This is a genomic window from Parabacteroides sp. KHUB-02 (assembly GCF_056640955.1).
In genome coordinates, this window is record NZ_JBWQEV010000001.1 from 1,748,977 (window position 1) to 1,761,714 (window position 12,738).

At 45.5% G+C, this 12,738-nt stretch carries 10 protein-coding genes; 6 read left to right on the forward strand and 4 right to left on the reverse strand.

Annotated features, from left to right (window positions below):
- Positions 1-47: 47 nt before the first annotated feature.
- Positions 48-1,583 (forward strand): alpha-N-arabinofuranosidase, encoded by a 1,536-nt coding sequence (locus tag ACYIA1_RS07655; protein WP_005855809.1) that lies wholly within the window; start codon positions 48-50, stop codon positions 1,581-1,583.
- 82 nt (positions 1,584-1,665) lie between these two features.
- Positions 1,666-2,568 carry a glycosyltransferase family protein gene (locus ACYIA1_RS07660; RefSeq protein ID WP_005867990.1) on the forward strand — a complete coding sequence of 301 codons (903 nt, stop codon included), beginning with the start codon at positions 1,666-1,668 and terminating at the stop codon, positions 2,566-2,568.
- Between the two features lie 202 nt (positions 2,569-2,770).
- Here the strand turns inward: ACYIA1_RS07660 and ACYIA1_RS07665 are convergent, their stop codons facing one another.
- Both ACYIA1_RS07665 and ACYIA1_RS07670 read right to left on the reverse strand, forming a co-directional pair.
- A complete protein-coding gene (locus ACYIA1_RS07665; RefSeq protein WP_005867989.1) occupies positions 2,771-3,796 on the reverse strand; it encodes an alpha/beta hydrolase in 1,026 nt (341 codons plus the stop codon).
- 17 nt (positions 3,797-3,813) lie between these two features.
- Positions 3,814-4,977: an aldo/keto reductase gene (locus ACYIA1_RS07670; RefSeq protein WP_005867987.1), complete on the reverse strand. Its 1,164-nt coding sequence runs from the start codon at positions 4,975-4,977 to the stop codon at positions 3,814-3,816.
- Between the two features lie 160 nt (positions 4,978-5,137).
- Here ACYIA1_RS07670 and ACYIA1_RS07675 point away from each other — a divergent pair, with 160 nt between their 5' ends.
- The gene (locus tag ACYIA1_RS07675; RefSeq protein WP_005867986.1) at positions 5,138-6,034 is read left to right on the forward strand and encodes a helix-turn-helix domain-containing protein; all 897 of its coding nucleotides are present in this window, start codon (positions 5,138-5,140) and stop codon (positions 6,032-6,034) included.
- A 31-nt stretch (positions 6,035-6,065) separates the two neighbouring features.
- Here the strand turns inward: ACYIA1_RS07675 and ACYIA1_RS07680 are convergent, their stop codons facing one another.
- Positions 6,066-7,337, reverse strand: coding sequence for an MBL fold metallo-hydrolase (locus tag ACYIA1_RS07680; protein WP_480334920.1), 1,272 nt, complete (start codon positions 7,335-7,337; stop codon positions 6,066-6,068).
- 197 nt (positions 7,338-7,534) lie between these two features.
- Here ACYIA1_RS07680 and ACYIA1_RS07685 point away from each other — a divergent pair, with 197 nt between their 5' ends.
- The 3 genes from ACYIA1_RS07685 to dinB all read left to right on the forward strand — a co-directional run bounded on the left by ACYIA1_RS07685 (position 7,535) and on the right by dinB (position 10,128).
- Entirely contained in the window at positions 7,535-8,206 is a 672-nt protein-coding gene (locus ACYIA1_RS07685; RefSeq protein ID WP_005867983.1) for a peptidylprolyl isomerase, read from the forward strand.
- Between the two features lie 7 nt (positions 8,207-8,213).
- A complete protein-coding gene (locus ACYIA1_RS07690; RefSeq protein WP_005867982.1) occupies positions 8,214-8,978 on the forward strand; it encodes a peptidylprolyl isomerase in 765 nt (254 codons plus the stop codon).
- Between the two features lie 61 nt (positions 8,979-9,039).
- Entirely contained in the window at positions 9,040-10,128 is a 1,089-nt protein-coding gene (gene dinB / locus ACYIA1_RS07695; RefSeq protein WP_162613643.1) for a DNA polymerase IV, read from the forward strand.
- Positions 10,129-10,136: 8 nt separating this feature from the next.
- Here the strand turns inward: dinB and ACYIA1_RS07700 are convergent, their stop codons facing one another.
- Positions 10,137-12,695 (reverse strand): DUF5686 and carboxypeptidase-like regulatory domain-containing protein, encoded by a 2,559-nt coding sequence (locus ACYIA1_RS07700; protein ID WP_005867978.1) that lies wholly within the window; start codon positions 12,693-12,695, stop codon positions 10,137-10,139.
- Between the last annotated feature and the right edge of the window lie 43 nt (positions 12,696-12,738).

Sequence of the window (12,738 nt, forward strand, 5' to 3'; positions counted from 1 at the left end):
CATGTATTCAAGAATAAGTGTATCTTTGCCAACAAATCATTTATATCATGAAGAAACTAATAATCAGCGTTTGGGCATTTATCGCCCTTCCCTTATTCGCTCAGCGAGACGCGAATATCCGTATTTATCCGGAGCAAGGTAACCAACAGATCAGTAAACATATTTACGGGCAATTCGCCGAACATCTAGGGAGTTGTATCTACGGTGGCTTATGGGTGGGGCCGGAGTCCGACATCCCTAATACCCAAGGATACCGTACGGATGTCTTGAACGCGTTGAAGAAACTACAGATCCCGAACTTACGTTGGCCGGGCGGTTGCTTCGCCGACGAATATCATTGGATGGATGGAATCGGCCCCAAGGAAAATCGCCCGAAAATGGTGAATAATAACTGGGGAGGGACGATTGAGGATAATAGTTTTGGAACCCATGAGTTCTTGAATCTATGTGAGTTATTAGGTTGTGAGCCTTACATCAGCGGAAACGTGGGAAGCGGTACGGTTGAGGAAATGGCTAAATGGGTGGAATACATGACCTCGGAAGGAGACAGCCCAATGGCCAACCTACGCCGGAAAAATGGCCGGGATAAGGCATGGAAAGTCAAGTTTTTCGGCGTTGGGAACGAGAGTTGGGGATGCGGGGGCAGTATGCGACCGGAATATTATTCCGACCTTTACCGTCGTTACTCTACGTATTGCCGTAACTATGATAGCAATGTCTTGTTCAAGATCGCCAGCGGTGCCAGCGATTATGATTACAACTGGACCGAGACGCTGATGAAACAAATCGGCGGACGCATGGATGGTATCTCTTTACATTATTATACAGTAGGAGATTGGAACAATAAAGGCTCCGCTACCGATTTCAACACGGAGGATTATTACTGGACCTTAGGAAAATGCCTTGAGATAGAGGATGTCGTTAAAAAGCATATCGCTATCATGGATAAATACGACCCGAAGAAAAATATAGCCCTCATGGTAGACGAATGGGGCACTTGGTGGGATGTGGAACCCGGTACGATCCCCGGCCATCTGTTCCAGCAAAACACGATGCGCGACGCTTTCGTGGCCGCTCTTACCCTACATGTCTTCCACAAATATACGGACCGGGTGAAAATGACCAACATCGCACAGATTGTCAATGTATTGCAGTCCATGATCCTCACGAAAGGCAAGGACATGGTGCTTACGCCTACTTACCATGTGTTCGAGATGTACAAAGTTCATCAAGACGCTACCTTTTTGCCGATGGATCTAATCTGCGACAAGGAGAAAGTAAGAGACAACCGGGAAGTGCCGGTCGTAAGCGCCTCCGCATCCCGGGACTCGCAGGGTAAAATCCATATCTCGTTGGCAAACGTAGATCCCCGGCAAAGCGAGAACATCCATATCGACCTGCAAAACGTAACGATAAAGAGCGTGAACGGGCGTATCCTGACAGCGTCCTCCATAAACGACTATAACACATTCGATTCGCCGGAGAAGGTCAAGCCGGAAGTTTTCAAGGGAGCCAAGGTGGAAAAGGGAAAGTTAAGCGTCAGCCTTCCTCCCATGTCGATCGTCGTATTAGAAGTTTTATAAAAAGACGGACAATAACATGGCAATGTTTCTATAATTATTAACTTTGCCCGAAGAATTAAAAAACACATTAAAGAAACGCATTATGAAACCTACATTATTTGTATTGGCAGCCGGAATGGGTAGTCGTTATGGAGGATTAAAACAATTGGACGGCCTAGGTCCCAATGGCGAGACCATCATGGACTATTCTATTTTCGATGCTATTCGTGGCGGGTTCGGTAAACTTGTATTCGTTATCCGCAAATCTTTCGAGAAAGACTTCCGTGAGAAAATCATCTCCAAATATGAGAACCATATCCCGGTTGAAGTCGTATTCCAAGACTTGAACGATCTTCCGGAGGGCTTCACTTGCCCGGAGGGACGTGAGAAACCGTGGGGAACCAACCATGCCGTATTGATGGGCAAGAAGGTTATCAATGAGCCTTTCGCCGTAATCAACGCCGATGATTTCTACGGACGTGACAGCTTCGCCGTATTAGGCAAGCAATTGTCTGAGATGGATGGCAAGAAGAATGATTATTGCATGGTAGGCTACCGTGTAGGTAATACGTTGAGCGAGAGCGGTTCCGTGGCACGTGGTGTTTGCGCCACGAACGAGGAAGGTTATCTGACAGGCGTCGTGGAACGTACCGCTATCGAACGTATCGACGGAGATATCCAGTTTGTAGACGAGAACGGAAAGAAGGTCGTATTGGAAGAAAACACGCCGGTCTCCATGAATATGTGGGGCTTCACTCCCGATTATTTCGAGTATTCCGAGGAATTCTTCAAAGAGTTCTTGAAAGCGAACATGGGTAATTTAAAGAGTGAATATTTCATCCCGTTGATGGTAAATAAATTGATCACGGAAGGAACAGCCCGTGTGAAAGTATTGGATACAACCTCCAAATGGTTCGGCGTAACTTACGCAGCGGATCGTCAAGGCGTTGTGGATAAGATCCAAGCCTTGGTAGACGCAGGCGAGTATCCAAGCAAATTATTCTGATTATAAGGTTCTTATGGCTGATTCCTCAGCAGGAAGTAACAGCCGTGGCCTAAGACTTTTATCGTATCACCCTTGTGAAGCGATCTTTTCACCTCTGTGAAACGATCTTTTCACGGGGGTGATACGATCTTTTCACTCCTGTGAAAAGATCAATACCTCCTAATGAAAACGATACTATATATATTTCCATTACCCAAAAGACCTAGTCCAAAGCTTTTGTATGTAACCATTCAGAAAGCAAATCCGCGACCTCTATATTATTTAAATCCGACATAGGGAAATGGGTATTGCCATGTAATCCTACCTCCGGTAAATGAATAACGGTGACATCCCCACCCAGATCATTCAGCATTTTTGCCCATATCTTCATCAAGTACAAACGGCGTGTCCATTCATATAACTCCGGACGCTCATCAGTCTCGGGTAAATTATCTCCATAATAAATGACGATAGGGACCTTGGTATATTCCATGAATACGGACATAGGTACTTCAATGCCTTCCATTTTCTTGGAAAGCGTAATAAACTTAGCCTCCTCCGGCAATTGCCCTTCCGGAAAAGGAACCGCTCCACCCGGTTCGTATGACGCGATAGCCTTAATGTTTCTCGTCTTAAGCAATGTATTCCATCCAACGGGCCCGCCTTGCGAATGGGTAATAAATACGCCCGGGCCTATCTTGTCGAACAAAGCGGCGTAGGCATCCGAATAGACCTCAAAATCCGTCGTGCCAATAGTCGGCGTCATTTGACGAAAATATTGGTCCAAGGTTTCCTTATCCCGCTTAAACTGTACTCCTTCAAAATAATCCGGCCAGATACCTACACGAAAACGGTTAAACCAAACCTCCTCGTCAAACGCCGGGGAAATTGTCACGCTCTCCGTACCTCTACCGGCGTTCCCTCTACGAGGCTGATCGACAAGATAGACACTAAACCCGCAACGTAAGAAAATATTCTGGAAGCCCTCACGCCCGTCGGGTGTGGTTTCCCATGTCTTAGAAAACTGCCCTACACCATGGGCGAATACCAATGGGTATTTCCTCGCTCCGACCGGCTTTTGATAAAATACGTACGCATGGTCGCCATGATAAGTATGCCCTAATGAGTCAACCAAGACCGTACCTCCAATAGCGAAGCTGCCTTGCTCATCCACCATCAGGACACGCTCATCTCGCTGTTTACATCCAACAAGCAAAAGAATGATACTAAGTATAAAAACAGGTCTCATATTTCCGATAGCTAAATCTATTTCTGTACTTTTGATTCTTGTAACGCGTTATAACGGCTTCCCACTACAGGGATAGCGGAAACCGCATCCTCCAATTCCCTCATCTCACCGGCGGTGAAAATGATATCCGCAGCACGTAAATTCTCCTCCAGATGAGACAGCTTCGTAGTCCCCGGTATAGCTACAATCCAAGGTTTCTTATTCATTAACCATGCCAAGGCAACTTGCGCGGGCGTGATCCCCCGTGTCCTCCCAAAAGCATTCAGCACTTCCACGATCCGCATATTGGCACGGATAGCTTCCGGTTGGAAACGAGGTAAATCTTGACGATTGTCGTTTTCCGGATCAAACCGAGTATACTCGTTAATCAAGCCTCCCAAAAAGCCTCGATTTATCGGACTATAAGGAACAAAGCCAATACCCAGTTCCTCACACAACGGCAATATGCTATCCTCCACGGCACGATGCATCAAATGGTATTCACTCTGTATAGCCGTAACAGGGCAGATCCTATGGGCACGGCGGATGGTATCGGCATTCACCTCACAAAGCCCGAAATGTAATACCTTGCCTTCTCTGATCAATTCGTTCACAGTCTCAGCGACGACCTCAATCGGAGTGTTCGGGTCCGCACGATGCTGGTAAAACATACCGAGAGTTTCTACTCCAAGGTTGCGAAGCGAATTCTCACATACCTTACGTATATTGTTGGGAGAACTATCTTCCTCTGTCTTGATTTGTACGCCATCCACAAACTTATGCCCAAATTTAGTAGTTACAAATACCCGGTCCGAATAACCTTTCAACGCTTCGCCAACTAATCGTTCATTCGTTTGATAACCATAGCTCTCTGCCGTGTCGAACAAAGTAACGCCACGATCGATGGCCTCATGTACCAAAGCGATTACTTGCTTCTTGCCGGGATGCTGGCTGCGATGATAATTCAATCCCATACAACCGAAGCCAATAGCCGATACGACCATGGAAGCCGTACCGCTTCCTAAGGTTCGTTTTGCGCTAATTCCAGCCGCGACCTTACTACCTAAAGCCAAGGGCTCTTGCTTATCCCGGCTCTCATTAGCTACCATTTCATTGGATATAGAAGAAACACACATCGCGGCTCCCGACAGCATCGCCGACCTTAAAAATCCCCGACGATTTATTCCATTGTACTTTCTCATAACTTATGATCTTTTAATAAATAATCTATTTGTCGCAAAAATACCATGTTCCGACATCCGGACATGTACCAAAAATACGGATAGATATACCAATTTCATCGCTCGGAAGACAAAAACATAGGAAAAGAAGTACATTTGCGAAAACTAAAGAGATTAAGCCATGAATGAGATAATGAATATCAACACAGTACAACAATACAACGATTATTTCGGCATAGAAACCAGACATCCATTAGTCAGCGTTATCGACGGACGTGAAGCAAAACCCCTGCGCTTTTGCAGAAAGCTATATAACCTTTATGCTATATTGCTGAAAGACACGGACTGCGGGCAACTGAAATATGGACGAAGTATATACGACTATCAAAAGGGAGCGATGCTCTTTCTTGCCCCGGGCCAAGTATTGGGTTCGGAAGACGATGGATTATTACACCAACCGGAAGGATGGGTATTGGTATTCCACCCCGAGCTTTTACGAGGAACGCCATTGGCCCATATCATGAGGGACTACTCCTACTTCTCTTACTATGCGAATGAGGCCCTTCACCTTTCGGGACAAGAGCGCAAAACGGTGATCGAATGCATGGAAAGGATAAAGGAAGAACTGCAATACCCTATTGATAAGCACAGTAAATCATTGATAACAGATAATATAAAGCTATTCTTGGATTATTGCACACGTTTCTATGACCGCCAGTTCATCACACGTGAGAATACGAACCAAGACACATTTGCCCGATTCGAGGCATTATTAAACGAATACTTCAATTCAGGAAAACCAGCCCTATATGGGATACCGTCCGTACCCTATTGCGCGGAGAAACTCTGTTTGTCCCCTAACTATTTGAGCGATTTGCTGAAAAAGGAAACTGGCTTATCGGCATTGAAACACATCCAGCAAAAAACACTGGAGATTGCCAAGGAACGAGTGTACAATACTAAAAAGACAATCAGCGAGATCTCCTGCGAGTTAGGATTTCCTTATCCGCAGCACTTCAGTCGATGGTTTAAAAAAATGGCAGGCTGTACGCCTAATGAATATAGAGCGGCCAATTAATAGGTTTCCACCAGCCTGTCATCCGAACCTGTCAATTATACTCCTTATCCGTCACAGCCCGAAGTTGTACGGCATGATTCTCGATCGCATGTTCCGTAATGGTCATACATACGATAGAGCTACCCGGTGTCGCCCCATTCCAATGGCGTACATTAGGAGGTGTCACGATCACATCGCCTTTCCGGATCACACGTTTCTCTCCTCCTTCCTCTTGATAATATCCTTCTCCATCAAGTACTAACAAGGTTTGCTCGGCATCCGGATGGTAATGCCAGAAATTACGACTGTAAGGTTTGAATATAAAATGTGCGATCATCGTATTACCTGACTCCTTCAACAAGGAGACATAGACATCCCCCGTATTATACTCCGACGAAGCCTTTGCGTCGGCAGGGAAAATCAAGGTTTCGGCACATTGTTCACCCTCGCTAGAGCTGAGAGCTACAAGGTCAAAAGCTTCTCCCGGGGCTAAGACATGAACACGTTCCGGATTACGGATACGCCCTTCTAGCATTTTAGGGTCAGCATTAAATGGTTTCATATTGGGAGCATCCACCGTTCCCCAATGAGACAGGAGAAGCTGCGCTTTAGGATAAGCATTTGCGATCTTTATGGCTCCCTCCAATCCTATATGCCATGAATCTTCCGAGAAATCAAAGAAAATCACGTCCGGGGCAGGTAATTCCAAGAACTCAGGAAGAAAGCGGGAATCTCCCGGTGCCCAAATTAAGCCATCCGGTGTTTTCATGAGGAAACCACAATAATCTTCAACCTTAAATTCATGCGTATATCCCGGATACTCATTTTGCCACGTATGGTAAGCCGGGGTTAACTTGATAGAAATCGGACCGACATTAAAAGTCTCCCCGATACGATGTCCGAAAGAGTTCAAGCCCTGTGTTTCCATCAAAGAATCCACGTAGAATGTAGAATGATATTCCCGGCATACAGAAGACATTTCCGTACAAGTAGGAACACTGTAATGATCATTGTCGCAATGAGTAATCAATACCGCATCCAAATGGGGAACATCTTTAGGGGCGATCGGCATATTTATTAACAAAGGCATATCAAATCCCCTCAACATAGGATCGACCATCAAACACGTACCACGGCTATTAATCAGAAAGCCAGCGTTCCCCAACCAGCGTATAACCGTATGCCCGGTTGGCTCAAAAGCCTCTTTGCCGAAAGGTTGTGATGCAGGAGGGATGGCTTGACCCTTTTCATTATAAGAAAACTGAGCCTTTATGTTTAAGACAATCCCCCCTAAAATTAAAATAGCTAAGATACTTGCTCTCATAGTATATTGAATTTAGAGTTTTAAGTTTCTATGACAAAATTACCTAGATTCAACATAAAACGATGTGCATATATTACAGATGTTTGTAACGCTATTACGGTTTCCTACCAAAGAAATCATGTTTAGACCTATTCCTTTGATCATAGATATCGATATTTATTCTTATTTTTGTCCATCTAAAACTAATAGAAATAAATATGAGACGGATTCTTACGATGTTGTTTGTTTCGGTATTTATGCTTTCGCTATGCCCGCTGCATGCGCAAGAGACTGAGACATTGGTGCTGATTGATACGGATATGGGTAAGATCAAGGTGAAACTGTTCAACGACACGCCGTTGCACAGGGATAATTTTATCAAGAACGTAAAAGAACACCGTTACGATGGATTATTGTTCCATCGGGTTATCAAGCAATTCATGATACAAGGAGGCGATATCAACTCGAAAGACGCTCCTTTGGATGCGCATCTGGGCGACGGAGATTTAGATTATACCATCCCCGCCGAGTTCGTGTATCCGAAATATTTCCATAAGCGGGGAATGCTCTGTGCCGCACGTACCCCGGATGAGGAAAATCCTGAGAAGGCCTCATCTGCGACTCAATTCTATATCGTGACCGGAAAGTTCTTTACGGAGATGGAGTTAGATAAGATGACCAAGGAGAAAGGCATCGAGTTTACTCCGGAGCAAAAAGAAGCCTATATGCTGGAAGGCGGAACGCCTCATCTGGACGGGAACTATACGGTGTTCGGAGAGGTTATACAGGGTATGAAAGTCGTGGATAAGATACAGTTCGTCGAGACGAACGCCGATGACAGACCCACGAAGAACATAAAGATCAAGTCAATGAAACTCATAGAAAAATAAGTATAAAATGGAAAATCAAGCAACTGAGACAAGGGTGCTTATGCACACCAACAAAGGAGATATAAAGCTGAAATTATATAACGACACGCCATTACATCGTGATAACTTTATCAAGTTGGTAAAAGAAGGGCAATATAACGGCTTACTGTTCCACCGTGTGATCAAGGATTTCATGATACAAGGAGGTGACGTGACTTCCAAGGATGCCCCGATGAACAAGCAACTGGGAGCGGGCGATCTGGGCTATACCGTTCCCGCCGAATTCCGTTACCCGAAATATTTCCACAAGAAAGGAGCCCTTTGCGCCGCACGTACCGGAGACGAGGTGAACCCGGAAAAGGCCTCTTCCGCCTCCCAATTCTATATCGTAACGGGGAAAAAGTATTCGGAACAAGAGTTGAACCAGATGGAAAAGCAACTGGAAGGCCGTCTGAAACAAGAGATATTCGCCCGCCTGCAAAACGAGAACAAGCCTAAGATCATGGAATTCTATCGCAGTGGCAACAAGGAAGAACTGGCGATCCTTCGTGATACCTTGATTGGCAAGACCGAGCTGGAGGCCGAGAAGCGGAAAGACGAGGTAAAGTTAAACCCGGAACTCCGTGAGGCTTACAAGAACGAAGGTGGCGTACCGTTCCTCGACAATCAATACACGGTTTACGGCGAAGTGGTAGAAGGCATGGATGTCGTAGACGCCATACAGTCCTCCAAGACCAACAAGCAAGATCGTCCGACCGAGAATATCGTCATTAACTCCGTAGAGATCTTATAATGCGATTATCGGCTTCATAAACAGACGAAGGGTTATCGTAAATACCAGTAATAAAAGAGCTATCTTGAGAAAGATCATACATATCGATATGGATGCCTTTTATGCCTCGGTGGAACAACGAGACAATCCGGAGTTGCGAGGAAAACCCCTAGCGGTCGGGCATGCGGAGCAGCGAGGCGTAGTAGCTGCCGCTAGCTACGAAGCCCGGAAATATGGGGTACGTTCCGCCATGGCGTCTCAAAAAGCCAAACGTTTATGCCCGAACCTGATATTCGTACACGGAAGGATGGACGTATATAAATCCGTCTCACGCCAGATCCACGAGATCTTCCATGATTATACGGATATCATAGAACCGCTTTCCTTGGATGAAGCCTTTTTGGATGTCACTGATAATAAACGAGGCATCTCTCTCGCTGTAGATATCGCCAAGGAGATCAAGAAACGGATCTGGGATAATTTGAACCTGATAGCGTCAGCGGGAGTCTCCTACAACAAATTTCTAGCGAAAATAGCCTCGGATTATCGGAAGCCCAATGGATTATGCACCATCCATCCAAGCCAAGCCCTCGATTTTATAGCACGTCTTCCCATTGAGTCCTTTTGGGGAGTAGGCCCCGTAACAGCCCGGAAAATGCATACACTCGGTATCCACAACGGGCTGCAATTACGGGAATGTTCGGGGGAGATGCTTACCCGCCAGTTCGGAAAGGCGGGAATACTTTATTATGAGTTTGCCAGAGGTATAGACAACCGTCCCGTAGAAGCGGTACGAATCCGGAAGTCGGTAGGTTGCGAGCATACGCTAGAAAAAGATATCTCCCGCAAATCCTCTGTTATCATCGAGCTTTATCACGTAGCGACCGAACTTATCGGCAGGCTGGAACGTTCCGGATTCAAGGGAAACACACTGACCTTAAAGGTCAAGTTCCACGATTTCAACCAAATCACGAGAAGCCTCAGCCGTCCGGAAGAGTTAACAACCTTAGATAAGATCCTTCCCTTGGCCAAGGAATTACTGAAAGAAGTGGAATATACCGAGCATCCCATCCGACTGATCGGCCTATCCGTATCCAATCCCGTAAAAGAGGAGCCTCATACGAAAGATCGTTGGGAACAATTAAGTTTTGAGTTCAGCGACTGGAAATAACACTTGCCCTAGAAGGATAGCTTCATCATAAAACGTATACCCTTTGTCTGGATGCCCGGATGATCCTTATAGGTCAGACGCCATACATAATCCAAACGCAAGAACTTAAAGATATTCTCGATACCGACACCCGCCTCCATATAAGGAGTAGACGGGTCCATCAGGTAAGAGCCCTGCGGGAATAAGAACAAGCCCTCATTTTGCTCACCGATATACGGATTATTCTTATCCGTCAAGTGACCGAACATACCCCGGAAAGAAAAGACCTCTCTCCATTTTAACTTCTTGATAAGCGGAATACGGTTCAATAAGGCTCCGTTCATGAAATAAGTAATATCCCACGAAGCGTACTCATCGTTGATGAACTCCATCGCGTTCATATTCGTATAAGATTCCGGTTGCACCAAATACGACAAGTTTGCGTTTGGCAAGATCAACAAAGGATAAGGGGCCTTTGTCCAAACTTTACCTGCTTTAGCGAGAATATCCACATAACCGAAAGCAGAGAACCAAAAGCGTTTCTGGATACCAAGCTCCGTCTTCTGATAATCATACGAACTACCTAATACATCTTGGAAAGCCATCGTATGGTTCAAGGTGAATACCGGTGCGTCAAGCGTAATCGGATAACGGTAATTACGAGTCTGGTAGAATTTCTCATTCGGGGCAAAACGGAACTTAAACTCCACTTCCGACATCCGGTAGGAATCGGTAGCCGTGATCTGGCCATCCGGACCGATACGGTCAAACGCGGCGTAACCGGTTGAGTATTCCTTAAAATTCCGAAGTACCGCCCCATAAGCCCAGCCGTTATAATGCTCACGGTAATACGTCAGTTCCATATTCCTTAAATAGGTGGCACGCGTATCTTTCTGCCGCTTCAAGGCCAAGAACATATTATCCTTGTTGGTATACATATACTGCTGACCTAACTGGTTGATATCATATAGGTACTCGAAGCGAATAGAATGCACGGGAAATTCTTTCCGATAATCCTTCTTATCGATAAAAGAATATTCTACGATACCATCATATTTCAACTTGCGGTCTTTCGATCCATAAGCCAAATAACCATCCAAGAAAAGACGTTTACTGAACGCCGTTGTCGTGGTTCCACCGACACGGAAGCGGGCCCCCTCAATCGCGTTACCACTGATATAGGTGTTCATCGGACCAAACTCGAACTTGCTCTTCTCCGGAATCTTATTCGTCGCGATATAACCGGAGGTAAGGATCGAAACAACCTTCTCCGTCACATAGAAAATAGGAACGGAACGAAGTTTCGCCATTAGCAACTCCACGTTATTCTGCTTGCGAGTTCCCGCCTCAGTAGGACGATTCTCCTCCCAGAAATCCGCCGAACGGCGATAAGCTTCCATCGGTATAATAATAGGTGCGCTCTCCTCAAAAACTTTAGGATCATCTGGTCCCTCAAACGCTTGATTCGAATAGATATTCAAACGGCGGGCATACATTCCTTTCGATTTCTCCGTCAATTTGAAGTCCACGTTGATATCATCTTTCGTAATGATACGAGTCCCATCCGGGGCACGGTCGAAAGTCTGCTCGATCGTCATTCCACCGACAAAATTCAAGTTGATCTTCTTCGGGACATTCAACTTAACCTTCTGCACGAAATAAGTAGAATCCAACGTGATAAAAAGATGTCCCGTAAAACCGAACGTCTCCGGAGTAAACGGAGCGAAACCCAAATCCACGCACTTCTGTCCGGCGACCTCCACCGTGTCTAGCAAATAATATTTATAGAAGTTAGGCCCCATCGTAGACATAGGACTAACGAAACGGTTCAAGAACAAAGGAATATCATTCTGGAAGATATTCACTTCCCGGAATACCTCATTCAAGAACTGTTGCATACCGTCTCGTGAGAAGACCTCATCCACACCAGCCGCTTTCGTAGCCAGAACGACCCTCTTTTCCGTCTTCGGGTCTTTACGATAATAAACGGTCTGGATTTTCTCACGTTCGGATACCGGCAAGATCGTCTTTCCCACCTCCAACGTATCGATAAACTCAGTCAAGAAGTCAAACTTTCCCGCCTTTCCATCTTTTTTCGGTTTCGGTTGGTAATCGTTCATAGCGAAGACCATCTTCTCGTATTGATCATACCGAAAATAATCATGATTACGAGGATCGTTGCTCTCCCGACGTGCGATAGCGTTTTTGATAAAGGTAACCGCAGGATTATCCTTCTTTCGATATCTTTCCTTTCCCGGCTTGATAATCACCTCCGACAAATTAATACTTGTCGGAGCTAACTGAATCTTCAAATGTTCCGCTTTACCCGGAACGAATTTCAATTCTTTCTCCGTATAACCCAGATAAGAGACCTGTAAAGTACGTACCTTAGATGAAGAGGAGAGCGTAAAAGCCCCATCCAGATCTGTCGTAGCACCTATCGTAGTTCCCTTCAAAATCACAGCCACATAAGGCAAAGGTTCTCCCGTAATAGAATCAGTCACGATTCCTTTTATCATGTAGTTCTGGCTCTTCGCTACCCAAGCGAACGCCAATAAAAGCCATATAAAAACAATTCTCTTCCCCATCAGATCTGACACCTCATTAAACTCCGCAAAAGTACAACAGGAT

What these genes read in the sequence shown, in the direction of transcription:
- ACYIA1_RS07655 (WP_005855809.1), top strand. Translation starts at nt 48, where the DNA reads ATGAAGAAACTAATAATCAGCGTTTGGGCATTTATCGCCCTTCCCTTA.
- ACYIA1_RS07660 (WP_005867990.1), top strand. Translation starts at nt 1,666, where the DNA reads ATGAAACCTACATTATTTGTATTGGCAGCCGGAATGGGTAGTCGTTAT.
- ACYIA1_RS07665 (WP_005867989.1), bottom strand. Translation starts at nt 3,796, where the DNA reads ATGAGACCTGTTTTTATACTTAGTATCATTCTTTTGCTTGTTGGATGT.
- ACYIA1_RS07670 (WP_005867987.1), bottom strand. Translation starts at nt 4,977, where the DNA reads ATGAGAAAGTACAATGGAATAAATCGTCGGGGATTTTTAAGGTCGGCG.
- ACYIA1_RS07675 (WP_005867986.1), top strand. Translation starts at nt 5,138, where the DNA reads ATGAATGAGATAATGAATATCAACACAGTACAACAATACAACGATTAT.
- ACYIA1_RS07680 (WP_480334920.1), bottom strand. Translation starts at nt 7,337, where the DNA reads ATGAGAGCAAGTATCTTAGCTATTTTAATTTTAGGGGGGATTGTCTTA.
- ACYIA1_RS07685 (WP_005867983.1), top strand. Translation starts at nt 7,535, where the DNA reads ATGAGACGGATTCTTACGATGTTGTTTGTTTCGGTATTTATGCTTTCG.
- ACYIA1_RS07690 (WP_005867982.1), top strand. Translation starts at nt 8,214, where the DNA reads ATGGAAAATCAAGCAACTGAGACAAGGGTGCTTATGCACACCAACAAA.
- ACYIA1_RS07700 (WP_005867978.1), bottom strand. Translation starts at nt 12,695, where the DNA reads ATGGGGAAGAGAATTGTTTTTATATGGCTTTTATTGGCGTTCGCTTGG.